Raw genomic sequence first — 23879 nt, 5'->3', positions numbered from 1 at the left:
TTGACCAGATTTGAAGGGTAAGGCAAATTATAAAAACATGTGTGGCGATGCGCCACCGGGCAGAGAGCAGGACGCCCAATCCAACCGAAAATAATATCGCAGCACTTATTGCTCGATAAAGCAGGAAATTGCGCTCCCGGAAAACGTAAAGTACACTAAGTATGATATAAAGCCCGATAAAGCACAGCAAACTAATCATCATTAACTTTATCCGGGTCCTGATAAGAAAATCGTCCTGCTGGTTTAGAAGGTGACGGTAACGGCTAAAAATATAATGTGGTAGCGCCATATAAGCGGTGTTTTGAGCTCAGAGTTCGTATATACAAGTTACGGCAACAAAATATATATTAAACCCTTAACAAGCTAAGTTGTTTCGGCGTTATGATAATTAATATGCTTACTTCCAATGTTTTAACAACTCTTAGCTCTATGCCCTGATATATGCCCCTCTTCTTTCCAAAAACTTACCTAAACTCCAGCAAATCAACATATAACAAACAGCGAACAATAACGATCCAGCGGCGCCCGGAAGTATGGCCGGAACACCACATTATTTATCCACTGGTATGCGCTGGTATCGTTTACGGGGATGAAGTATAACACGGTTACAAATAATTCAGAAAACAGGTATATTGTTAGCGGGTTTTTACCTGCGGTGATAAAGAAAGCTGCCCATGCCGTGTTGCCTTTACGGATCTCTATCAGGTAGATCAATAGAGAGATAATCAGCAGATCGATACCAACAGTTAGCAACACAAACGGACTTGTCCATAGTTTCTTAGCTATCGGAAAGGTTAAATTCCAGCATAAGGCGGCGAAGATTAAAAAGCTACCCCATAACATCAGCTTGGCTATGGTTTCGTAATTTTTTCCTTTTTGCTGGATAAATTCCCCGGCCAGGGTAGCCTATGGTTACGTTTACAATAGATGGCAGGGTACTTAGTATCCCTTCAGGGTCGAACGCTACGCCTTCGCCATGGTAAAGGTGTGCATCGCCTAATATAAACTTGTCGAGATAAGTACCGGCGTTGGTGAGCATGCCGTAAGGGTCTGTAGCATCGCCATAAATAAGCAATATAAACCAATAACCAAATAAAAGCACAAGGCTGCCTATAATTATTCCCTTGGCAGAAAGGAACCGAACCATTAATGCCGCAAACAAATATCCTAAAGCAATACGTTGAAGTACGCCCATAATACGCGTATGGCTAATTGGCTTTAACGTCCAACCGTTAGCCGCGTCATGGTTTACAAATGGGAACCAATACATCAGGTATCCCAATAAAAATATAATAGCCGCCCGTTTAAAAATCTTTAATAGAACGGCCGGTTGGCTAAGACCAGTAAACTTTTTCATAGAAAAACTCATAGCCGTACCCACCGCGAACATAAATGATGGAAAAACCAGGTCGGTTGGTGTAAATCCAAACCAATGCGCATGTTGCAAAGGCGCAAACGGCTCGGCACCGCTGCCGGGTGTGTTTACAATTATCATAAAACAGATAGTCATCCCGCGAAACACATCCAGCGAGGTAAACCTTTCCGGCCTTTGATCCATAATTATTGATTTGTTAAGGTTATTATCAGAAAAGTAATCTTACTATATAGTTGTATCTAAAGATAAATAATTTTTCACTGTAGCGTTTTACTATAATATTACGTCTTATCATTTTAAAATCATTAATGCAGGTAAGACTAATAATGAAAATATTCAGACTCCTATTAATAACATACTGTATAGCTTTTGCACCCGCCTGTAAAAAAATAAAGAAAACCCACAGCTTAATTTTGAACATGAAAATCCACGATGGCAATTCTATAATACTACAAACTCCGTGCTGCCCGACCAACAGGTAAATAGTATTGCAATTGATAAGCAAGGTATAAAATGGATTGGCACAGCAAATGGATTACTTCGGATTTCCGGCGATACATGGACCGTATATAATGACCAAAACTCGGGCCTGCCATCGTCTTTTATTTTATCAATTGCTGCACAGGATAATGGACTTGTGTGGATAGGAACGAATAAAGGATTGGCAAAGTTTAATGGAACAACCTTGGTCTGTTATTACAACTACAAACTCTATATTGCCAGATCAGCAAATTATGAGTCTTGCTCACGATACGCTAAACAAACGCACTTGGGTAGGAACACCAAAAGGGATAGTTGAAATTAGCGCGCAAAACCAATTGATACTGCATGATGAAACCGAAGGTGAGCTACCGCTTTCGATGGTGACAGATAAAAATGGCGCTTTATGGATAGGCGGGCATGAACCATTTAGCTTTAGAAGTAAAATTAAAAAATTCCAAAGTGGTGTGTGGACAGCATATCAACTAGATTTAATGGGATATCCCTCAACTTTTCCGTATGCAATCGGGGTTGATAAGGATAACGCAGTTGTAGCTACACTAACCGGCACCGCCGTTCATTCAGTTATTAAATTTAGTGGTGGCAAATGGAATGAGATTGCCTTGCCAGCGAAAGTGTTTGGGCCGCGAGCGCTGGGGTTGGAAGGAGATAAAGTATGGGTGGGTGGTACAGAATTAATGCGACTAAATGATATTCAGCCTGTGGTTATTAACATGCCGACAGATAATCCCGGAATCTTATCAATAGCTGTAGACCGGCAGGGCTACAAATGGTTGGGGACGACCCAACATGGTTTGATAATTTATCATGAGTAATTTACATCTTACTGTATATATATCACTGATGGTTTATTTAATATTTCAAACAAACAATCTTACCATCCATAGTTGTACCTATCAATTTGTCCTCATCAAAGAAACTTAACGGGTTAACCAGGCAGTTGGATAGTTTATGCACCCATGCCAACGAGCCATCTTCGCGTTTAAAAGCATAAATATTGCCTGAGTTGCTTAGTGTAAATACCAAACCGCGATGTTCCTCTATTAGTGATGGCGAGATATCATAACCGATATTTCTTTTAGCATTCCATTTTACCTCCATGGAATCGGCTTTGGTTGAGAAACCCAACACCTCTCCTTGCATGGTTTTTCCGTAGATCAAAGTGCTGTCTGCAGAAACACCCATAGCCTCACGGATCCTTATTTTGGGATCGCCTTTGCGCCATATAACTGCGCCGGTGGTGGCATTTAGGCAGGTCATGTACCTGTCGGGGGCTACAATAAATACCCTGTTACCGGTTATTACCGGCACGCATGATGCCGGCGAAAACATACGGTTAGCCGAACCATTTGTCCAGTTCCAAACTAATGCACCAGTTTGTTCATTAAGGGCGTAAAAATAATTGCCCCAACCGCCAAAGTATATTTTCCCGCTTTTTATTAGCGGCCGGGTTACAACAAAGCCTTTAACATCAGCAAAGTCCCACATCAAACTACCGGAAGCAAGATCATAACACCTGAAGTGTCCGTCAGATCCGCCACAAAACACCCGCCCGTTATTTATCACCGGTGATGCTACTATTGGTTTAGCTGCTTTAACTTTCCAGTTAATTTTACCGGTATTTTTATCAAGACAATACAGGTATTTATCGGTACTGGCAACAACTATATAATTTCCATCGGCATAAGGTGTGCTGTAAATTTTGCCGCCGGTTTTTGTTGCCCATAGTTGTTTGCCATTTTTTAGTCGATATGCTTTAACCCAACCTGCAGTATTGCTTATTATCACCCTGTCGCCTGCAATGGCATTGCCTGCGCCTATGTCGGTAACATCCTGTATGTTCCAAACTTTTTTATTGTACTAAAGCGTTTATTGATAGCAAAGGACGGGCGCGGATATTGATCGCTGTGTTCAAAACTATGGACGTATAGCCTGTCTTTTGTCCAGGTTGGTTTGGTTTTAACACCGGGAGTACGCTCATTATAAAATACCGAATCACCGGTGATGGTTACGATATTGTACCCCCTATTGAATCTTTGGCCCTTAAGTTTGAGCGGCCCATAACGCCCGGAATACCTTCAAAATCAAGATGGTGATTACTATGCCCGTGCCCGCAAATAATTAGCTGCGTATTGCGTGTTTTTAGCCGATTGATAACTTCGTACCAATTGTTAAGGGCAGAATCAATTGGGTAATGGTTCACAAATATAACCGGCGTTGTTTTTGGCGTCGCCTTTAAAACCGAGTCCAGCCAAACCAGGTTTTCTTGTGGCACCTGCCCCGGGCTCATCCGCATATTTGGCCCGCAATTGGTACCCGGAACAGGAAACCGCTATGATTAAACGCGAATGTCTCCGACCCGAAAACTGTCTTAAAGCTATTGCCGCCGCTTTCAGACCAATTCATATCATGATTGCCCGGTACAATATACCGTGGTTTGGTTAAGCCGCTTAAAAGCGATTTGGCAAGGGTTAATTCCTCATCTGCGCCAAACTCGGTTATATCGCCGGAAATGATTACAAACTGTAGTTCGGTATCAGCGTTAATATCGGCTATGGTTCTTTGAAGGTCAGCTACGGACGTCCCGCTGCCGATATGAATATCAGAAACATGAGCAAATTTCCGGCGGTAGTTTGAGCGTTGGTTTTAAAAAGGATTAAAATTAAAACTGCTGTCAGCCATGCTATTTTCTTCATCGGTGTAAATATCTTAAAGGATGCAATTTCGCTATATCCGGTTACTTTAACATCAATTAATATTAAACTTTGGTTACGGAAATAAATGTAGCTTCATTTTTACATGGATTTAACTTTTCTTGAATTATATTTAGGAAAAATTAAAATTGCCCCATGATCAAAAATCTTACCAAAATCACTTTTTTAGTAATGTTATCTGCTGCTGCATTTGCGCAGACAACCCCATCGGCTACTGCAACAACGGGCCAAAATCCGCAACGCAGGCGTAACGCTCCTCGCCCATACTCAATAACTGTTGTTAATGATACAAAAGTTAAAGTTGACACGGCCCAGGTAAGCGCTGCTTTTAAAGCAGTATATCCGGGATTTGCTGCTGCCGACGGTTACCGCACGGCAAGAGAAGTTACCATGCGCGTGATTGATACAAACGCTAAAGATTTTACTTTAAGCGCAAAACCAAAGCGAGTTTGTGGTAAATAGCAAGTGGATAAAAAATAAGAAGAACTTCGCCAATTTCCAAAACAGCTTGCAGGAAGCATTGCATAAAAACTGGAACTCGGTAGATACTACCATAAGAGATGGCTATCAATTGGTTTTCATTAATAAGAACTCGGATTTTAACCCTGCAATTAAAAAAGATCTGGTAGAGACTTACTTTAAGGTATTCCCTGCATTGGTTAGTAAATTTAATGATAAAACCACGCACGAAGTGGTGTTTGTTACAGACACTGCTTATAAAGGCGTAGCCGAAGCGAGTGGTAACCGCATTTTATTCAGTACTAAATACATGAATGCGCACCCTACCGATTGATATTGTAACACACGAAGGTTTCCATTTGGTACAAGGTTATGGCTACAGTGCCGGCCCGGTTTGGTTGACAGAAGGTATCGCAGACTTTATCCGTTATGAATATGGCGTGGATAATATCGGCTCAAAATGGTACTTACCTGCGTTTAAAGAGACCCAGAGCTATAAAAACAGCTATAGGGTTACCGCACGCTTTTTTGAATGGATAGAGCAAAAAGTAAAACCGGGGATGGCCGTACAGTTAGATAAAGAATTAAGGGCGCATACTTACACTGAAGGCACTGGGCAGCTTTATCCGGTAAAACCGTTGATGAACTTTGGGCCGATTATGCTAAGAACCCTGAAGTATCACTTCATTACAGCGGTAAAGAAAGAAATTAATCTAAACCATATCAGCAAAAAGGCCCGGTACATTATGCACCGGGCCTTTTTGCTTTTTCACGCTTGATATACAAAAGGCACAAGAACTATTTTACCTCAATTAAATACTTGCCTGAGCCGCATTTTATAATAGCGGTTTCATCGATATAAAGGGATTGCTTTTTACCATTAATATATACCGCCTGTCCGCTTTTAACAGGCAGATAAACATTGGCGCTGCTGTTTGTGGGGATAGTAACTGTCAAAAAAAAATTATTATTCTGTATCTTCCAATTCGTACTTATCCAACCATAAGGTGTATGAAACGTTCCGGATGCGTTGGTGATATCGCCCACAGGCTGCGGCCTTATTTTTAGCTGTTTAAAGCCCACGCTACCCTCCTCCTGTCCTATCCCGGCTAAACCGCTGTAAAACCATTCCATAATATGACCAAGCATCAGGTGATTGTTTGACACATTTGTTAATGCAGGCCATGACTCTGTAAGTGCTGTCGCCCCTTTTTTAAGCTGATAACCATAGCCCGGCACATCGTCGCGGTTATTCATCGCATAAATTATTCTCGACTGCTCGCCTTTATCCAATGCGTCAATTAAAAAATGAAAACCTATATCACCGGCAGTAAGCGCATAGTTATGTAATGCGATGGAATCTGTCAGATTTTTAAGTACTGCCGCTTTTATACTATTATCAACCAAACCTACACTTAAAGGCATAGCCATTGCCGTTTGGCTACCCGTGGAATAAACATTGGTTGTCGCGTTTAAAAACTTACCATTAAATGCCTGCTTCACAGCCAACGCCTGTTTGGTATATAAGGCGGCATCAGCAGTTTTATTTAATATTGATGACATTTTACTCAGCAATAAAACGTCATAATAATATATCGCGGTAGCGGTAAGTGCTTTTGGAGTTAACTGCGCCTCGCCGGGTTGACGCGGTCCGTAATCAAACCAGTCGCCCGTGCCATAATTTAAAATATGGTTGTCCGATTTACTTTCAAGGTAAGCCACGTACTTCGTCATCATCGGATAAGCTTTCTCCAAAATATCCTTATCGCCATACCAATTGTATAGTTGCCATGGCAATATAACCGCGCTGCTCCCCCATTCGGGCGAATCTAAAAAACCACCGCCGAAGCGTACAAACTCGGGTGCTATGTCAGGCACAAAACCTTTCGGGTCCTGCGAATCTATCAGGTCAAAAACCAGCTTACGGTATAACGCGTAGTTATCCGTGTTATAATGAATGGAGTTTCCCATCAAGTAATCCTGCTCCAGCCAGCTCAACTTCGCGGTGCGGACAATCAGTTACCACGCTCTGGTAGTTGCTTTTTATCGCCCAGTTGATCAGTGTGTAAATGCGGTTAAACAATTGGTTATCGCATTTAAAAGTTCCGTTTTGAGGTGATGAATTGCGGATATGTAAAGATGTAAACTGCTCCACAACCGGTAAGTCGCCTGTGCTTCCTGCCCGGATAGCTCCTTCCACCTGTATATATCTAAACCCATAATAAGTAAACTTAGGCCGGAAGGTTTCTACGCCATCGCCTTTTAAAGTGTAAGCGAAATAATATGGACCGCCAGTAGCACCCTGATTAGCCATTTTAGTTGGAGTTAATATTTCAGCCGGGCTAAGCTTTACCACCTGCCCTTTGCGCCCCTTAACTTTTAATTCGATAATACCGGAAGCATTTTGCCCGAAATCATACAAATAAACACCGGGTTTTGGTTGTGTTATTGTTTTAACCTTGAACGAATCCATAACAGCTACAGGGTAATCCGGGTCGGCAATTAATCGGCCAGTTGGTACTTTTACCAATAATGCTTTCTTCCATTTACTGTCGTTAAAGCCCGTTTTGTCCCAGCCTGCCTGCTCAAGCCTCGCATCATAATCCTCGCCTCCATAAATGCTGCTAAAAGTAATAGGCGATGGCGCGGTTGTCCAGCTTTTATTGCTGATCACATCATCGGTTGTTCCATCAACATAAGTCAATTTTACACGACAGATCAGCTTAGGCATCCCGAAGGCATCAACCATTTTGGTGTATCGTTCATGATTAATATAATAAAATCCGTTGCCTACGGTAACGCCTAAAGTATTTACGCCCATTGTTAATAGGTTAGTTATATCTATCACATTATATAAAACAGTTTTGTCATAATAAGTCCAGCCGGGAGTTAAGAAACCATCACCCGCCTTTTTACCATTCACGCTCATCTCGTACTGTCCAAGCCCACTGATGAAAGCGTAAGCGCTAACGACTTTTTTATCAGTCTTAAATTCTTTACGGAAATATGGTACTACACTACGTTCTTTAGCCCTGTTACCCAGAATTTTTAAAGCAGGTTTATCGGGGCCATGTATCCCCGGGACTACCCGCATGGAATCCGGCAGATCTTCATATCCTATCCATTTTGCGTTTTTCCAGTCAGCAGCACTTTCCAAGCCGGTGCAAAAGCGACTTATTTTGCTCCAGACTGATGCGCGGTTATTTTTATCCCAAACCTTTACCTTCCAATAATAAACCGTACCGGGTAATAATGCTTTACCTTTATAGGGTACCAAAACGCTTTCGTTTGTTTTTACTGCGGATGAGTTCCAAACATAATTGCCTGCTTTTAATTTTGGGGGCGAGGTAGCTATAACGATTTGATAAGCAGTTTGACTTTGACCATTTTGGGTTGATGAAAGTTCCCAGCCAAAATGCAGGTTTTTTATTGATACACCTAAAGGGTTAACCTTGTTTTCGCACAAGGTTTTATTAACGATTAATTGCGCGTGGATATCAGTAAAAGCAACAAATAAAATAATAGCGGTTAGCAACGCTCTTACAGGCGCTTTTTTCTTAGGGTGGCTCATTTACAGGTATGATTGGTTATCTGAAATGTAATATATGTATTTATGATAATGTTGTTAAATTTAGCAAACAAAAATATCCCTGATGACCAAAACTTACTTTGATTTAAAAACCTGCGCAATATTTAGCCTGGTAACACTTTTTACGATATCCACTTTAGCGCAAACCAATTTAAGCCGCAAAAAAGCCGACCAAATAGCTGCTGCCGAGCTTCAGACCCAAATGGAACTGCAAAAACCAAAAGCCGAGGCCGAATGGGCAGCACACCAGATCCAGTATAAAAACTTCATCATGAAGTTTACTACACAAATATTTGGCGATAAACCTGCCGGTGGCCGTAGTTTATATATCTCGCTGCATGGTGGCGGCGGTACCGCACCAAGGGTTAACGACCAGCAATGGGAAAATCAGAAGAAACTTTATAAGTTAAAAGAGGGCGTATATTTTGTACCGCGATCGCCCGTTGATGCCTGGAACATGTGGCATGATTACCCAATGGATGAGCTATTAACCGAGGTAATTAAAAGCGAGATAGTGATGGATGACGTAAACCCGGATAAGGTTTATGTGATGGGTTACTCGGCCGGCGGCGATGGTGTGTTTCAACTGGCGCCGCGCCTGCCCGATTATTGGGCAGCGGCATCAATGATGGCGGGCCATCCCGGCGATGCGCAAATTCTGAACTTAAAGAACGTACCCTTTATGGCATTTGTAGGCGGTAAGGACGCGGCCTATCACCGTAATGAATTGGTTGCACAATGGGGTAAGCGACTGGATAGTCTACAACAAGTTTATCCCGGTAACTTCACCCACGAAACCCATGTTTACCCCGACATGCCACACTGGATGAACAGGAAGGACACCATAGCTGTGCCATGGCTGGCATCGTATACCCGTAACACTTTACCAAAGGATGTGATCTGGATCCGAGGATGATATCCTGCGCGATCAGTTTTACTGGCTGGGCATGCCATTGGAAACAACAAAGAAAGGCCTTAAAGTACGTGTGGCGGTAAGCGGGAACGATATCAATATTTTAGAGAATGAGCAAGAAGTATTGTATATCTACTTAAATGACAACTTATTAAATCTTGATAAAAGGTAACCGTTACCATAAATGGCAAGCAGGTATTCAACAAAAAGGTGCCGCGTAATGCCGATGTTATTAAGCAGTCGATTGCGGCAAGGATGGATAAGAGTTTGATATTTACGGGTAAGCTAATGGTTAAGAATGGCGAAGTGACAGCTATATAGAATCGCTGTAGAGACGCAACGCATTGCGTCCCCCGCTGACAGGTATTTTTCTCTTAAGTAAGTTAATTATTACAATAGCCCTTACGTTTATATAATTTCCTATAATTGGGATGTAAAGCCGCATAACCAACGGCTCCCCTATTACCAACTATTTAGGCCAATTAACATATGAAACTAAAATTACTTTTTCTTACCCCTTTACTATCTGTAAACTTTGCATTTGCACAACAACCCGACCTGGTGCATTATGTGAATACCTTACAGGGTACTAACTCCAAGCACCAGCTAACTCGAGGTAACACCTACCCCACAACTGCATTACCTTTTGGCATGCATACCGGACACCGCAAACCGGCAAAAACGGCGATGGCTGGAAATACCAATATTTTTTAGATCATATCCGTGGTTTCCAGCAAGCACACCAGTGTAGCTCGTGGACGCGCGACTACGCCGTATTTTCATTAATGCCGATGAGCGAGTTAGTTGTGGACGAAAATAAACGCGAGGCCAGGTTCAGTCATACTCACGAAATCGCGAAGCCAAACTACTACAAAGTTACGTTTGATAATAAGATCACGACAGAGATCTCACCTTCTGAACGCGGAGCGCATCTTCGCTTTAGTTATCCATCAGGCAAAAAAGCTTTTTGGTTCTTGATGGTTATGACCGTTTAAGTGGTGTAAAGATCCTCCCAAAAGAAAACAAAATAACCGGGTTTGTAAATAATGGTGCGGGGTTTAAAAGAGGCTGGAAGAGCTATTTTGTAATACAGTTTGATAAACCCATTAAGACTTTTGGTACCGGGAAAATAAAAAGAATACCATTAATGCTGATTCGACCGAAGCACAGGGCTTGGGCAAAGGCGCTTATATTCAGTTTAAAGATGGTGCGAAGGTGCAGGTTAAAACAGCATCATCTTACATCAGCGCAGAGCAGGCACAGTTAAACCTCGACCGCGAGTTAGGCGCAGATAAAACTTTAGAACAAACCAAAGCCAACGCTGCCGCGGTTTGGAATAAATCGTTAGGTAAAATAACTGTTGAAGGTGGCAGCAAAGAGGATATGGAAACTTTTTACTCTTGCTTCTTCCGCGCCAGCTTGTTTTCAAGAAAGTTTTACGAAATAGGTGCCGATGGTAAGCCATATTACTTTAGCCCTTATGATGGCACGATACACCCCGGATATATGTATACCGATACCGGTTTCTGGGACACGTTCCGTGCGCAGTTCCCGCTTAATGCTTTGATCCAGCCCGAAATGCATGGCCGGTATATGCAGGCGTTACTTGATGCTTATAAGCAATGTGGCTGGTTACCATCATGGTCGTTCCCGAGCGAGGGTGGCAGTATGATTGGGAATCACGCAATTTCTTTATTGGCAGATGCCTGGGCTAAGGGTATCCATACTTTCGATCCTAACGAAGCATTGGCGGCTTATTTACATGAAGCAGGATCAAAAGGGCCCCGGGGCCTGCAAACGGCCGGGACGGCTGGAAAGAATACTACCAGTTAGGTTATGTGCCTTATCCTAATTATCGCGAGTCTACAGCTAAAACGCTGGAGTATGCTTATGATGATTGGTGCGGTTACCAGTTAGCTAAAATGACGGGCAACAAATACTACATGGACGTATTTGCCCGCCAGATGTACAACTACAAAAATGTATATAACCCCGCCACCCGTTTTATGCAGGGAAAAGGTGCCGACGGGCAATGGACGAAAGATTTCGATCCGATTGAATGGGGCGGCCCGTTTACCGAGGGCAACTCATGGCATTATACCCGGTCGGTTTTCCGGATACACAGGGTTTAATTAACCTGATGGGCGGTGACAGAAATTTCACAGCAAAGCTCGACTCGGTATTTACCGAACCTAATAAAGTTAAAGTTGGTACTTACAGGGGAATGATCCATGAAATGACCGAAATGGTGATGGCTAATTTAGGTCAGTATGCCCATGGCAACCAGCCTATTCAACATATGGTTTACCTGTATGACTATGCAGGCCAGCCGTGGAAAGCGCAATTCCACTCACGCGATGTTATGTATAAACTTTATAACGCAACTGAGAACGGTTACCCGGGCGATGAAGACCAGTGGACAAACATCATCGTGGTATGTGTTAAGCGCTTTAGGCTTTTATAGTGTAACCCCGGCACCGGCGAGTATGCTTTTGGCAGCCCGATGTTTAAAAAGATCACCCTGAACTTAGAGAACGGTAAGAAATTTGTAATTGATGCCGCGGCTAATGATAAGAATCATGTTTATATCCAATCGGCAAGCCTTAATGGTAAAACTTATACTAAAAACTTTATAACGCATAGCGATTTGGTGAACGGCGGCACTTTAAAATTGGAAATGGGTAACAAGCCTAATGAACAAAGGGGACTTGGTGCCGGCGATAAGCCATTCTCTTTAACCAGATAAAATATGTTAAAACGGGCGGGATTAGTATTTACGGGGTTATTGCTGGCCAATTTGGCTTGTGCGCAAACTTCTACTGATACTAATCCCCTTTCAGGCGTTATTGATTTTCATTGCCATACAGGGCCTGATGTTATCGCCCGCGCCATAAGTGATATTGACTTAGCTAAACTGGCTAAGAAAGAGGGTATGCGCGGCATCGTTCTCAAGAACCATTATTTTATGACTGCAGGCCGTGCGCAAATTGCTATGCAGGAAGTACCCGGGATAGAAGTATTTGGTGGCATTGTCTTAAACCGTTCTGCCGGTGGGATTAATGCCGAAGCAGTGCGGCGCATGGCGCAATTTGAGGGCCACAGAGGCAAAGTTGTCTGGCTGCCTACCGCTGATGCCGAAAATGCATTCGAACATGCTCCCGGGCCGCGACAGTTTGTTTCGGTGGTTAAAGATGGAAAGCCTGTGCCTGAAATGGCCGAAGTATTCCAGATCATCGCCAAAAATAACCTGGTGTTTGAAACCGGGCATTCAAGTCCGGCCGAGTCATTGATACTAATACCGGCAGCTAAAGCCGCGGGCGTTAAAAATATTGTGGTAACCCATGCCATGCTGCTTGGCGCTACCTTGGATCAGATGAAACAAATGGCTACTATGGGTGCGGTGATTGAGTTTTGCTTTCAACCCGCGGGTTTGCCTAACGCGAAGGATAAAGAAGGAATAGCTAAATATGCTAACGCGATTAAGTCTATTGGCGCCGATCATGTTATTATCGATTCCGACCTGGGGCAAAAGAATAACCCCTTGCCTCCTGATGGATTACGGGCATTTATAGCAACCTTAAAAACAAATGGCTTGAGCGAGCGTGAAATAGATTTGATAGCCCGCAAAAATCCGGCGAGGTTGTTGGGATTGGATATTAATTAATCACCTATCACTTTACATATAATGAGAAGAGCAATACTGTTATCGTCACTAACACTGTGTCTTACGGCAAATATTTTTGCTGCAAAACCCGGAAAACCATCGATTACCAAAACAATTTATGGTGAGATTAACGGGCAGCACATTTACCAGTACACGCTAACAAACAGCAGCGGCATGCAGGTTAAAGTTATTAATTATGGCGCTACTATAACTGATATCCTCGCCCCTGACCGCGATAATAAGTTAGGCGATGTAGTATTAGGCTTCGATTCATTAAAACAATATCTGGGGCGTAATAACGCTTTGTTAGGGGCCGCTGTTGGCCGGGTAGCAAATCGTATAGCCAAGGGTAGATTCACACTTGATGGTAAAGAATATTTGCTGCCGTCAAACATCCACAGCGGACCGCGTGGATTTGATAAACAAGTGTGGGCCATTGAGGAGGTGCCCGGAAGTAAAGAAGTGGCTTTAAAGCTGACTTACTTAAGTAAAGATGGCGAGAATGGTTTCCCCGGTAATTTAATTACTACCATTACCTATACCCTGACAAACAATAACGAGTTAAAGCTGAGCTATAGGGCAACTACTGATAAAGCAACGCCGGTAGTGATAACTAATCATACTTACTTCAATCTATCAGGTACTACAGATAAAGTAAACAACACGCAACTTACTATTCTTGCTAATAAATATCTGGAAGCCGATAAAGACGTAATGCCAAGTGGTAAATTATTAGATGTAAAAGGTACGCCTTATGATTTTACTCAGCCTAAGGAGATCGGTAAAGATATCGCGGCAACCGGCAATGGTTATGATTTGAGCTATGCTTTGAACAACGCATCTGGGAAATTAGCGCTTGCTGCAACTGCATATGAACCCTTAAGCGGGCGCGTGCTGCAAACTTACACTACCGAGCCATGCCTTATAGTATATACAGGCAATCATTTTAATGAAAGGATTATCGGCCGCGGCGGACAGCACTTTAACAAATGGGGCGCGCTTTGTTTGGAGACGATGCATTTTCCCGATTCGCCTAATCAACCAGGTTTTCCTAACGTGATTTTAAGACCGGGCGAGATTTTTAAATCGGAAACTGTTTATAAGTTTTCAGTAAGGAAGTGATAAGTATCTACTTGCCGAAAAACGGGGTATTCCGTAATGGCAAAGTACAATAGCTTGCCCATGGGTATAAAAAAATTCACCACTTAATCACTTATCAAAATGAATTTTCAAGGGTCATCTGTTATATTCGCAGCTTATTAATTAATCATAATACATTTATTTATGCATATATCTTATCTTAATTTTATCAGAATATTTATCTGTTCGGCAATATTTTTAATTGGCTACGTTAAAACTGCTACCGCTCAAACTAACGAATTATCGGGATGGGCCGCATGGTTTCATACACAGCGTTTCTCAAAACATTGGGGCGCATCGTTCGACGGGCAGTTCCGCTCGGCGCACCATGCAGATTACCTGAAAAATGTTTTACTGCGTCCTAACCTAAATTACTATTTTGGCGGTAATAAAAGCGCAACTTTAGGTTATGCGTATGTATCAGCAAATGGCCGTACCGCAACAGGCGGTAAAACGTTCCGCAGCGAAAACAGGATCTTTGAACAGTTTATAATTTCGCAAAAGGCTGGTATAAATACAGCTATTACACATCGCTTCCGTTTAGAACAGCGTTTTTTGGGTGCTACGCCAACACAACAAGAAGTATTTTCACAACGGGTAAGATATTTTATAAGGGGCGTTATTCCGTTTAATAACGAGCCAACTTTTACTAAGGGGACTTTCCTTGCCTTGCAAAACGAAGTGTTTGCCAATATTCAAAACAATGACAAAATAAACAATCATGTTTTTGATCAAAACCGCGCTTATGTGGCTTTGGGTTATCGTTTCAGTAACAGAATGGATATAGATGCAGGTTATTTAAATCAATATGTGCAACAAACGTCTGCACATACCATTAATCACATAGCGCAAATAGCCTTATATACCAGGTTTGGTAAATAATAGAACATAACGAGGAAGATTCGTTACTTAACATACTGCCGCCTGACTTATAGTTGGCGGCATTTTTTTAAGAAAAGGATTTGGGAATTAGTCGTGCTGTTTTTCGCCGGCTAATGGTAAGCTTGATATGTAAAGTACGATACCGATACCAAAAACGATAAAACCGCCATAAGCTAAACCGGCAGAGGCACTTATGCCATTTCCTGAATCAGCTGCGTTTAAAGCATGATCAGGCGTAAAAACAAACGCGCCAGCTACTATTAATATACCAACTAAAGTAATTACAAGTCCTAAGGTCTTTTTCATATCAGATACACAAAAATATATAGCGCAAATATATAAACTTTGTGTTTTAATTATATATCCTTAAAACAATTCTTTTGGTTATCTGCTTCTATAGGCAACATTTATTTCTGATACCTATAGACATGATAATATCCCTACCCCAATTTAACCACAGATGCTTATATGTAAAAAAAGTTGCAGTCATCTTTACATTCCTTGTAAGCTGTTCATTTATAACTACCAAATTGTATGCGCAGGTACCCGCCACGTACGAACAACCGGTTAAAAAAGACAGTATACCCAAACCCCGGTTACGCTGGCGCGACCGGCCTGCTCATTTTGACCGCGCGGTAATTGAATTAGGGTTGATGGAAATAATCCCATGGTCGTATGATAAGTTTATAGCTAAAAAGGACTATGCCGATATATCACTTAAAAGTGTTCGTAACAACTTAAAACCCAACAGTTGGGCTTGGGATGATGATCCCTTTCAAACCAATCAGTTTGGACATCCATTTCATGGCAGTCTGTTTTTTAACACTTTCCGCTCTAATGGTTACACCTTTTGGCAATCGGTACCAGCTGTAATGGTTGGTAGTTATGTATGGGAAACCACCGCCGAGACCCAACCCCCTTCTCCTAACGACTTTATAAATACCAGTTTTGGCGGTATAGTATTGGGCGAAATGACCCACCGCCTGGCCAATAAACTGGTAAATAATCAACGTACCGGGGTTAGAAGACAGGCGACCGAGGTTTTAGGTTTTATCATTAATCCGGCTAACGGGCTTAACCGTATTTTAGATGGCAAATGGGGAAAAGTGGGGCGCAACTCCAAGATCGACTCGTCGATAATAACTGCCGAAATTGACGCAGGTGTACGTACTTTTAATCGAAGCAATACTAATATTCTACACAACAGTAATTTTGGATGGTACGGCCATGTTAAAATATTATACGGAACTCCTTATAAAGATTATGACACCCCGTTTAGTAACTTTACTATGAACGTTGAATTTGGCAAGGATGACAGCTCAAAGGTAAACATGGTTAGTGTATATGGCTCATTAAAAGGCTGGGAAATTAAAACCAACGAAAAACTACAACACGTGGCTGTACTTTCCGCAAATTATGATTTCCTTCATAACTCGGCTTTCTTTTATGGCGCGCAAAGTGTTAAGATGAACCTGCTGTCAGAATATGATCTTTCAAAAAAACTCAAGATTAATACTGTATTTGGTGCAGGGCCGATATTACTTTCGGCTACGCCTGATCCTTACCTTTATTATGCCAATGGGCGAAACTATGATTATGGTACCGGCGCCTCTGTAAACGCCAGTGGGGCTTTAACCATATTGAACCATTTTACTTATGGGATAAACTATCGTGGCGGCTGGACGGTAACCATAAACGGGCATCCATCGCATTATTTTTTACATACAGTTTCAAGCGAAGCAACTATTACGCTTTCAAAGAATTTTGCGTTTAGTGCCGAGTCGGGGTATTTTGCCTTGCATGGCAGTTATCAAAAATATGCTGATGTAAACCGGAACTATCCTTATCTGCGTTTTTCGAGTCGGTATACGATAAGTTTTTAAACGATAATTTTTATAACGTTAAGATAAGGTGTACTGTTTTGTATACTATAATTTCATTATTAAGTTTTTTGGTTGTACATTTAATTCCCTTTCACAACAGGATCCGTCTTTAATACAGGCAGTTGCATAATAGGCATACTATTTGAATACTGTTTGATGGCTGTGTAAAAGCGGATTAAAATGAAGAAACTTATCCTATTTATTTTTATTTTGACTTACGGAATTAGTTCGTATGGTTATACTTTAATCACTGATACTGTTGTTAAACAACCTGTAGTGACTACCCTAAGTACATTAGATAGTTTAAAACAACAATTACAATTAGCTACTAACGATACTTTAAAGTCAAACCTGTACACTCAAATAGCTGCCGAATATTTAAAATACGATAACCCGGATAGCCGTACTAAAAGGTTTTATCAATCGCAGGCCTTAAATTACAGTTATCTTGCACTGCATTCATATTCTAATTTAAGCGATACCGCCGGCTTATGTACCACTTTTAATAATCTGGCAAAGGTTTACCGGTCGCAAAAAAAATATCCGCAAGCAAAATGGTTCATCCTCCAATCAAATAGCTTATCGCGTGCTAAAAAAGACATCCCTAATATAATGGCATCACTTATAGTTTTGGCCAATATTAAAATGGAGATAAAAGATTACAGTCTTGCCATGCGCGATCTGAATGAGGCTTTGAAACTGTCTATTGATAATCATCAGCCTAAAACTGAGTCAAAGGTTCAGGAAAGCTATGCATTGCTTTATACGCATTTAAAAAATTATACCAAGGCAGATATCGCGTCCAAAAGGCATGATTTTATTGAGGATAGCCTGCTTAAAGGTCAGGAGGTAATGATTGCTAAAGCGCAAGATTCCTTACAGGTTAAAAAAAAAAAGTATATCCCGTGAGCAGGAAACTTTCCAAAGCAAACTACTCCAAAAAGATAGCCTCATTATAATACTGGTTATTGTTATTGGCTTGTTAAGTATAGTTTCAATATTCTTCTACAGGAAACGCAAACGCAGGAAACGTAATAATAACGGTTAAACTTCGTATCTCAATTATTGTCTTAGTAACATATGAAGATCTTTATTCTATCGCTGATATTAGCATTTAGTGTAATTAACCAACCCGGAGATAACCCAAAGCCCGGCGACAAAAAGTTTAAAAAACAATTTTTAGAATCAATTAACCGCATCCGTCAAAGAGGCTGCAATTGTGGTACTACCTATATGCCGCCCGTACCTCCTATAACCTGGAATGACGAATTAGAAAAAGCAGCTAAAGGCCATGCTGTTGAAATTGCTAAGAAACATTTTTTCAGCCACATTAGTAAAGACGGTCGCACTGCGATGACAAGGGCCGAAAATGCAGGTTATAACCATAAAGGTTTTAGAAGCTTTACTGTAGGCGAAAATATTGCGCAGGGACAACCAACTATTGATATAGTAATGGCTGGCTGGTTTAAAAGCGAACCGCATTGTATGAACCTGATGAACCCAGATTTTAAAGAAGTTGGCGTTTGGGTAGATGACACCTACTGGGTGCAGGATTTTGGCGGGCGCGAAGAATTTTCGACCGAAATGCAGCGGATGATAAAAAGCGGGAAAGCTACTATTATACAGGGGAAAACAGCAGAGCATCACTAAGTTTGAGCAATTACTTAGATGTATTTTGACTGCGTTCCGGCCGTGGGCCGCGTTGGTGAATAATTAACCCGTTTAAAAAATTACGCAGGATCTGGTCGCCACAGGGCTTAAAGTTGGGATGATCATCCGCACGAAATATGGCACCAAGTTCGGTTTTAGTGATCCGGAAATTTGCCAGCTCTAACACCTTTACAATATCATCATCGGTAAACTTCATAGCTACCCTCAATTTTTTCATTATATCATTGTTACTCATATCGTTCTATCTTGATATTTCGATCTTTACTTTTTTATTCTTTATTTTTTCGCCTTTTAAACGATCAACTAATTTTTCAATCTGTGTGCGCTTAACCGCCGCATAGGACGTGTTATCTAACACCTCTATTAACCCCAGTCATCCTTTGGTAACTCACCTTTTTTTAATAATAACCCAACAATATCTACTTTGTTGATCTTATCTTTTTGCCTGCGGCGATGTACAAAGTGGCCCATGGCGTAATTTCAGGTAAAGATAGGTTTTCGGGTAATTCTTCTATCTCCGGTTTTTGTTTTAAGTAGTCCTGCTTTTCATCTTCACTTAATATCAGGTATGCGGTTCCCTTGGCGTGCATCCGGGCCGTGCGGCCATTGCGGTGGGTAAATGCCTCTTCGTTATGCGGCAGCTGGTAATGGATAATATATTCTATCTCGGGTATATCCAAACCTCGCGACGCAAGATCAGTGGTGATCAACAACCGGTGACTGCCGTTCCTGAATTTTAACAATGCCCGCTCCCTGTCCTCCTGCTCCATGCCGCCATGAAATATATCATGTATTATACCACGGCCCCAAAGCAAATCGCTGATTCGGTCAACCGCTTCACGATGGTTACAGAAAACCGGGGTAGTTCTGTTTCCTATTTTACATATTAATGAAAACAAGGCATCTAACCTGTCTGCCGGTTCTGCTATAACAGCTTTCAGTTTTATATCAGGCGTGTTGGATTTATTGCTGAGGTAATCTAACTGTACAGGATCTTTCACACCTGTAAAATCAGGTATTTCATTCATCCCGGTGGCTGATGTAAGTATTCGCCTGCCTAAGTGTTCTAACTGGCGGATAATTATGGCCATATCTGTTTGAAAACCAAAATCTAATGATTTATCAAACTCATCCAAAACCAATGTGTGGATAGCCTCGGTACTAAAGTTTTCATGTCGCAAATGATATGCTATGCGACCCGGTGTACCAATTAAAACAGCCGGCGGCTGCGACAGGTTATTCTTTTCTATTTTGGTGGAATGCCCGCCATAACAGCAATTAACCTTAAAGCCGCTGGCTATTGTTCTGAATACCTGTTCTATCTGTAAAGCCAGTTCGCGCGATGGCACCAGTATAAGCACCTGCACCAGGTTAACATCCGGATGCAGTGACTTTAATACCGGTAATAAAAAACCTAATGTTTTACCCGAGCCTGTCGGCGAAAGTAAGATCAGATCACGTTTTGAATCGGCATTTATTGCCGCATTCTGCATTTCGTTTAATGCGGTGATCTTAAGGTTTTCAAGCGCTTTTTTATCATGGCGCAAAGATACGGGTAATAAAACTATTTACCTCCCTTTGCCAGGGGCCAACGCCGTAGTAGTGGTATAATACTTGGCTATCATATTAGGCACCTCCCATTTAGGCATATTACCGTTACGCAGATAATCTAAATACTTTTCGGTTACCCTTCCAAAATGCGCTTCGTGCCCGTCTTTATATTTTTCGGGAATGATAAGCACCCAGCCTTTGTCTTGCTTTTTTAGTTCGACGCCCGGATACTTAGCCTGGATTAGTTTTAACTTCTCCACCAACGTTTGCTCAAAATCAACACTTGCATTTACCGGCTCTATATATAAAACCGGGGTAAATTTTTCTGCAGCGCCTTGCCTTACATAAAGATCAGCCTTAGTACCGTGCAGCACAGAATAATGGCTGTCACCGCTTCCCGGAGGCGCTGAATAAGCCCATTTAGCTGTTAGCTTAATGTTGGTGCCAAATAATTTATAATTAACAGAGCCATTAGCATAAATCTTAAGTATAGTATCCTTTACCACATTCTTTTTCAAAATTCCGGGAAAGCATTTAGCTTGGTTATGGCTTTAAACTGGCTAAGCGTAACTTCCGACGGCCACCTCTTGGCGCTGTTAAATTTAATATCTTTTTTATAATCAATTATCCTGTCAGGGAAGCACTCCCATTGTGTAAGGTCTACTAAATGCACACCTACATCCTGTAAACCTTCACCCTGTTGTTTCACATCAAAAAACCAGGCCGGACGGCTTAATACGCTACCCGACACATATTTATAAAAATAGTGTACGCTTTCCATCTCGACAGCCGGGTTTTGCGGGGTGCCTTTTTTAAGCTGACCAAATACTTCGGGTATCATAGCAAATTCACGCTGCAGGTTGTTGGTTATTTCATAACGCTCGGTCATGATATCGTACAGTACCAGTTTCTTCTTAGCGGCATTAGCAAAGGCGCTTTTAAGCATCTCAAAATGCTGATTGTCAATAGCCATTGGTTTATCGCCCAAAACATTAAAACCAGCATCAATAGATCGTTTTACGTATTCGGTTTTCTTTTGATTATTACCCGCCATCACCACTACATTGCCTTTTTTTCTTTGATCATTTTATCAAAGAAATCATTACCGGCATATACCACCTCGTTCCAATGCGATGGATCAGCAGGGCGATGGTTATAACCATCTATCTTACTTAAATGCGCTTGCAGGTCGGGGCCTTGCGGAGCATATACATAAACATTACTTCCAACATCATTTAAATCTGTTTTTTGCACCAATGCGGCATGAAAGTGGCCCGGATCCAAAGTTATCAGGTTAAACTTGCTTGCTTTTTTACCTGCGCAATTGCCGGTATTGTTAGCAATATTGCACCCGCAGCAACACAACTATTAAAAATATTTTTCATAAAAATTTAAGATTAAAACCAAACGCCCTGAATTAAAAAGAAAACACCAATACCTGCAAAGAGTATGCTAACCAGCCACAGGCTTTTGCGTTTAACAATAATAGATATAGCGCCTATGGCAATTGAAATTTGAAACAGCGTTATGCCCCTTGCAAAAACGCTATGTTTGGCAACATGCACATTTGATTCTTTTTGAAACTCTTCTGCTTTTTCTTTTATTTCTGCCTGCTCTTTTTTGTTTTCTTGTATCTTTTCTTCATCGGCAACAATTGGGGTTTTGCCGAAAGCAAGCAATAATTTATTGGTTTGATTTAGTGTTTCTGATTTAATGCCCTTTGCACGGTAATATGCCCATTGGTCTGAGGCATGGATCTGGGCCAGCATAGCTTCATCCGCGTGCTCGCCGGCCAACAAGCCGGTTATGGCAGCCAATACTGCTATTAACGCTGTAGAAAGCGCCACAAACAACACCCACCGTTCTTTGCCTTCGGCCAGCATATGGTGTGCGTGCTCGTTACTTTGTTCATGAATTTTCTCAGAATAATTCTCTATTTCGTCCATGTAGCAATACAGGCTGTTTTAATTGGTTTGACAGTAAAGGTAAAATTAGAAACGTTTACCTGCAATAGTTAAATAGCAAATCACACTTCACTGATATTATTTGCATCATCCGCATCTTTAACTTGTATAAAACTGGCTATCTCCGCTACATCATTATGGTTAAGATAACCCATCCCTGTATACTCCCATTGTTTTAAATGATTATCAAATACGATATCACCTAAGCCAACATTCCCTTCTGTTAATTTAAAAACGCCGGTTAAATAAATGTCACCGTTGGGTTGAGTTTCGTAATGTGGTGTTATAGTAATGCTATGTTCTTCTCCATCCTTGTAAATGGTGTAGTTAATCTGCTCTATCATGTTGTTATTATAAAAGGAGTTTTGTTTTTGTTTACCAGTCCATTAAATTCATTATGCGGCTAAACTCGCTGTTAACGGCCGCGTTTATGATAACATGCTCCCGGGAAACAGGGTGTTTAAACGACAACGACGAAGCATGTAATAATAGCGTGGTCATTTCCCATTTTTCTTTAAACAGTTTATTTTGCTTGTTACACCCGTGTGTGGTATCGCCAATTATGGGGTGATTAATATGGCTTAAATGCTTTCTTATCTGGTGCATACGCCCTGTTGAGGGCCTAACTTCTATCAACGAATATCTTGAAGTATCATGTTTTCCTAACGGGACGGCAATTTCGGCCCGTTTAAGCGTTTTATAGCTAGTATATGCCTCCTGTAAAGCACCATTTTCTTTACGTAAAGGATAATCTATATCTTCACTATCCGGGGTGTGTCCCCTAACTATTGCCGAATATTTTTTTGCAACCCGGTTATCAGCAAATTGTTGTTGCATTGCTATTTCAACCTCTTTATTTAAGGCGAATAACAGTATGCCGCCGGTGGCCCTGTCTAACCTGTGTACGGGGTTAACTTTTAAGCCTACTTGATCCCTTAATAATTGTAATGCAAATTCTTCCGCATCTGCCGCTATAGGCGACCTGTGCACTAACAGACCATGCGGTTTATTAATAGCAATAAGATATTCGTCGCGATAAAGTATATCGAGCATCAATTATCCCAATATTTTACCCAGATCCGCAGGCGAATAGTTAATTGATTTTAGTGTTTTGTTATCCTGGCTCCTATACACCAGGAACAAGCCATCAATCTCTTTATGATACGATTCCGTATCGTCTTTACCTTTATAATGCGCAATTAAGCCTGTGCTGCAGGGTGAAGGTACAGGATGTAGGTGTGCATTTAGTAGACCTTACACAATGGGGTGCTGATCTTAAATTTAACAGCGCCAAGGTGGCCGTCGGAAGTTACGCTTAGCCAGTTTAAAGCCATAACCAAGCTAAATGTGGTAAAGGATACTATACTTAAGATTTATGCTAATGAATTATAAATTATTTTAGCTAACAGCTAAATGGGCTTATTCAGGTTTTATATGACAGCCATTATTCTGTGCTGCACGTACTAAGGCTGATCTTTTATGTAAGGCCAAGGCGCTGCAAGTGTAAATGCAAGTGATTTTGAGCAAACGTTGGTGGAGAAGTTAAAACTAATCCAGGCCTCGGGCGTCGAAC

General features: G+C 41.5%; 32 protein-coding genes and 4 pseudogenes. 20 read left to right on the top strand and 16 right to left on the bottom strand.

All coding sequences use genetic code 11. The annotated features are described in order from the left end of the window. Window positions 1-483 precede the first annotated feature (483 nt). Both HK413_RS15105 and HK413_RS15100 read right to left on the bottom strand, forming a co-directional pair. Window positions 484-843, bottom strand: coding sequence for a hypothetical protein (locus HK413_RS15105; protein ID WP_217452154.1), 360 nt, complete (start codon window positions 841-843; stop codon window positions 484-486). Then, window positions 830-1558: an acyltransferase family protein gene (locus HK413_RS15100; protein ID WP_217452153.1), complete on the bottom strand. Its 729-nt coding sequence runs from the start codon at window positions 1556-1558 to the stop codon at window positions 830-832. The genes HK413_RS15105 and HK413_RS15100 overlap by 14 nt, the downstream gene beginning before the upstream one ends. A gap of 277 nt (window positions 1559-1835) precedes the next feature. Between HK413_RS15100 and HK413_RS22100 the strand changes: the two are divergent. Both HK413_RS22100 and HK413_RS07520 read left to right on the top strand, forming a co-directional pair. Next, window positions 1836-2024, top strand: a pseudogene (locus HK413_RS22100) (two-component regulator propeller domain-containing protein); the annotation flags it as partial. A gap of 25 nt (window positions 2025-2049) precedes the next feature. Further along, window positions 2050-2691, top strand: a complete 642-nt coding sequence (locus HK413_RS07520) for an NHL repeat-containing protein (RefSeq protein ID WP_246230006.1) — start codon at window positions 2050-2052, stop codon at window positions 2689-2691. 37 nt (window positions 2692-2728) lie between these two features. Here HK413_RS07520 and HK413_RS15095 read toward each other — a convergent pair whose 3' ends face one another. The 3 genes from HK413_RS15095 to HK413_RS15085 form a co-directional block, all read right to left on the bottom strand. Beyond that, window positions 2729-3664, bottom strand: a complete 936-nt coding sequence (locus HK413_RS15095) for an outer membrane protein assembly factor BamB family protein (RefSeq protein WP_217452152.1) — start codon at window positions 3662-3664, stop codon at window positions 2729-2731. A gap of 220 nt (window positions 3665-3884) precedes the next feature. Continuing rightward, the gene (locus HK413_RS15090) at window positions 3885-4166 is read right to left on the bottom strand and encodes a metallophosphoesterase family protein (RefSeq protein ID WP_217452151.1); all 282 of its coding nucleotides are present in this window, start codon (window positions 4164-4166) and stop codon (window positions 3885-3887) included. Next, window positions 4163-4471, bottom strand: coding sequence for a metallophosphoesterase family protein (locus tag HK413_RS15085; protein ID WP_317169376.1), 309 nt, complete (start codon window positions 4469-4471; stop codon window positions 4163-4165). The genes HK413_RS15090 and HK413_RS15085 overlap by 4 nt, the downstream gene beginning before the upstream one ends. A gap of 254 nt (window positions 4472-4725) precedes the next feature. Between HK413_RS15085 and HK413_RS07510 the strand changes: the two genes are divergently transcribed. From HK413_RS07510 to HK413_RS07500, 3 genes are read left to right on the top strand one after another with little or no spacing between them, the layout of a single operon-like run. Then, window positions 4726-5052: a hypothetical protein gene (locus tag HK413_RS07510; RefSeq protein ID WP_175269739.1), complete on the top strand. Its 327-nt coding sequence runs from the start codon at window positions 4726-4728 to the stop codon at window positions 5050-5052. Next, complete coding sequence (locus tag HK413_RS07505; RefSeq protein WP_175269738.1) at window positions 5042-5383, top strand: hypothetical protein; 342 nt, start codon at window positions 5042-5044, stop codon at window positions 5381-5383. Before HK413_RS07510 ends, HK413_RS07505 begins: the two co-directional genes overlap by 11 nt. Beyond that, window positions 5364-5828, top strand: a complete 465-nt coding sequence (locus HK413_RS07500) for a basic secretory protein-like protein (RefSeq protein ID WP_175269737.1) — start codon at window positions 5364-5366, stop codon at window positions 5826-5828. The genes HK413_RS07505 and HK413_RS07500 overlap by 20 nt, the downstream gene beginning before the upstream one ends. A 19-nt stretch (window positions 5829-5847) precedes the next feature. Here the strand turns inward: HK413_RS07500 and HK413_RS17295 are convergent, their stop codons facing one another. Next, window positions 5848-6183 carry an alpha-L-rhamnosidase C-terminal domain-containing protein gene (locus HK413_RS17295; protein WP_246230009.1) on the bottom strand — a complete coding sequence of 112 codons (336 nt, stop codon included), beginning with the start codon at window positions 6181-6183 and terminating at the stop codon, window positions 5848-5850. A gap of 42 nt (window positions 6184-6225) precedes the next feature. Next, window positions 6226-8620, bottom strand: a pseudogene (locus tag HK413_RS17290) (family 78 glycoside hydrolase catalytic domain); the annotation flags it as partial. Window positions 8621-8702: 82 nt separating this feature from the next. On the opposite strand from HK413_RS17290, the gene HK413_RS07485 reads away from it, so the two are divergent. The 11 genes and pseudogenes from HK413_RS07485 to HK413_RS07465 all read left to right on the top strand — a co-directional run bounded on the left by HK413_RS07485 (window position 8703) and on the right by HK413_RS07465 (window position 15237). Beyond that, window positions 8703-9554, top strand: coding sequence for a dienelactone hydrolase family protein (locus HK413_RS07485; RefSeq protein ID WP_175269734.1), 852 nt, complete (start codon window positions 8703-8705; stop codon window positions 9552-9554). 37 nt (window positions 9555-9591) lie between these two features. Further along, a complete protein-coding gene (locus tag HK413_RS19605) occupies window positions 9592-9723 on the top strand; it encodes a hypothetical protein (protein ID WP_262886826.1) in 132 nt (43 codons plus the stop codon). Window positions 9724-10040: 317 nt separating this feature from the next. Further along, entirely contained in the window at window positions 10041-10265 is a 225-nt protein-coding gene (locus HK413_RS17285; protein ID WP_246230004.1) for a hypothetical protein, read from the top strand. Further along, window positions 10190-10546, top strand: coding sequence for a hypothetical protein (locus HK413_RS17280; RefSeq protein ID WP_317169375.1), 357 nt, complete (start codon window positions 10190-10192; stop codon window positions 10544-10546). The genes HK413_RS17285 and HK413_RS17280 overlap by 76 nt, the downstream gene beginning before the upstream one ends. A 178-nt stretch (window positions 10547-10724) precedes the next feature. Then, entirely contained in the window at window positions 10725-11384 is a 660-nt protein-coding gene (locus tag HK413_RS19600; protein WP_262886825.1) for a glycoside hydrolase family 92 protein, read from the top strand. Window positions 11385-11389: 5 nt separating this feature from the next. Next, a complete protein-coding gene (locus HK413_RS19595; RefSeq protein WP_317169374.1) occupies window positions 11390-11683 on the top strand; it encodes a glycoside hydrolase domain-containing protein in 294 nt (97 codons plus the stop codon). Window positions 11684-11691: 8 nt separating this feature from the next. After that, on the top strand, window positions 11692-12015 hold the full coding sequence (locus HK413_RS22095) for a glycoside hydrolase domain-containing protein (protein ID WP_394353144.1): 324 nt from the start codon (window positions 11692-11694) through the stop codon (window positions 12013-12015). Further along, a pseudogene (locus HK413_RS22090) lies at window positions 11909-12297 on the top strand (glycoside hydrolase domain-containing protein). Before HK413_RS22095 ends, HK413_RS22090 begins: the two are co-directional and overlap by 107 nt. Before the next feature lie 3 nt (window positions 12298-12300). Further along, entirely contained in the window at window positions 12301-13215 is a 915-nt protein-coding gene (locus tag HK413_RS07475; protein WP_175269733.1) for a DUF6282 family protein, read from the top strand. Window positions 13216-13236: 21 nt separating this feature from the next. Next, complete coding sequence (locus HK413_RS07470; protein WP_175269732.1) at window positions 13237-14337, top strand: aldose epimerase family protein; 1101 nt, start codon at window positions 13237-13239, stop codon at window positions 14335-14337. 162 nt (window positions 14338-14499) lie between these two features. Next, window positions 14500-15237, top strand: coding sequence for a DUF2490 domain-containing protein (locus tag HK413_RS07465; RefSeq protein ID WP_175269731.1), 738 nt, complete (start codon window positions 14500-14502; stop codon window positions 15235-15237). Between the two features lie 87 nt (window positions 15238-15324). Here the strand turns inward: HK413_RS07465 and HK413_RS07460 are convergent, their stop codons facing one another. Beyond that, window positions 15325-15543, bottom strand: a complete 219-nt coding sequence (locus tag HK413_RS07460; protein ID WP_175269730.1) for a hypothetical protein — start codon at window positions 15541-15543, stop codon at window positions 15325-15327. A 224-nt stretch (window positions 15544-15767) separates the two neighbouring features. Between HK413_RS07460 and HK413_RS07455 the strand changes: the two genes are divergently transcribed. From HK413_RS07455 to HK413_RS07445, 3 genes are all read left to right on the top strand, one after another. Beyond that, window positions 15768-17120 (top strand): DUF3943 domain-containing protein, encoded by a 1353-nt coding sequence (locus HK413_RS07455; RefSeq protein ID WP_175269729.1) that lies wholly within the window; start codon window positions 15768-15770, stop codon window positions 17118-17120. A gap of 180 nt (window positions 17121-17300) precedes the next feature. After that, window positions 17301-18029 (top strand): hypothetical protein, encoded by a 729-nt coding sequence (locus tag HK413_RS07450; protein ID WP_175269728.1) that lies wholly within the window; start codon window positions 17301-17303, stop codon window positions 18027-18029. A 171-nt stretch (window positions 18030-18200) separates the two neighbouring features. After that, on the top strand, window positions 18201-18770 hold the full coding sequence (locus HK413_RS07445) for a CAP domain-containing protein (protein ID WP_175269727.1): 570 nt from the start codon (window positions 18201-18203) through the stop codon (window positions 18768-18770). A 10-nt stretch (window positions 18771-18780) separates the two neighbouring features. Here HK413_RS07445 and HK413_RS07440 read toward each other — a convergent pair whose 3' ends face one another. The 8 genes and pseudogenes from HK413_RS07440 to HK413_RS07415 all read right to left on the bottom strand — a co-directional run bounded on the left by HK413_RS07440 (window position 18781) and on the right by HK413_RS07415 (window position 23359). Next, on the bottom strand, window positions 18781-19008 hold the full coding sequence (locus HK413_RS07440; protein WP_246230003.1) for a DUF1456 family protein: 228 nt from the start codon (window positions 19006-19008) through the stop codon (window positions 18781-18783). 24 nt (window positions 19009-19032) lie between these two features. Next, entirely contained in the window at window positions 19033-19149 is a 117-nt protein-coding gene (locus HK413_RS20945; RefSeq protein WP_317169373.1) for a DbpA RNA binding domain-containing protein, read from the bottom strand. 61 nt (window positions 19150-19210) lie between these two features. After that, window positions 19211-20338, bottom strand: a complete 1128-nt coding sequence (locus tag HK413_RS07435) for a DEAD/DEAH box helicase (protein WP_317169372.1) — start codon at window positions 20336-20338, stop codon at window positions 19211-19213. A 21-nt stretch (window positions 20339-20359) separates the two neighbouring features. Continuing rightward, window positions 20360-21183, bottom strand: a pseudogene (locus HK413_RS17275) (putative oxidoreductase C-terminal domain-containing protein). Window positions 21184-21401: 218 nt separating this feature from the next. After that, window positions 21402-21626 (bottom strand): hypothetical protein, encoded by a 225-nt coding sequence (locus HK413_RS17270; RefSeq protein ID WP_246230001.1) that lies wholly within the window; start codon window positions 21624-21626, stop codon window positions 21402-21404. A gap of 113 nt (window positions 21627-21739) precedes the next feature. After that, window positions 21740-22288 (bottom strand): DUF4337 domain-containing protein, encoded by a 549-nt coding sequence (locus HK413_RS07425; protein ID WP_175269725.1) that lies wholly within the window; start codon window positions 22286-22288, stop codon window positions 21740-21742. Between the two features lie 80 nt (window positions 22289-22368). Next, window positions 22369-22650, bottom strand: coding sequence for a hypothetical protein (locus HK413_RS07420; protein WP_175269724.1), 282 nt, complete (start codon window positions 22648-22650; stop codon window positions 22369-22371). Window positions 22651-22681: 31 nt separating this feature from the next. Then, on the bottom strand, window positions 22682-23359 hold the full coding sequence (locus HK413_RS07415; protein WP_175269723.1) for a pseudouridine synthase: 678 nt from the start codon (window positions 23357-23359) through the stop codon (window positions 22682-22684). 213 nt (window positions 23360-23572) lie between these two features. On the opposite strand from HK413_RS07415, the gene HK413_RS19585 reads away from it, so the two are divergent. Continuing rightward, window positions 23573-23698 (top strand): hypothetical protein, encoded by a 126-nt coding sequence (locus HK413_RS19585; RefSeq protein WP_262886824.1) that lies wholly within the window; start codon window positions 23573-23575, stop codon window positions 23696-23698. Window positions 23699-23879: the final 181 nt, after the last annotated feature.

This window comes from Mucilaginibacter humi (genome assembly GCF_013087555.1).
This window is presented reverse-complemented; position numbering and strand designations above follow the sequence as displayed.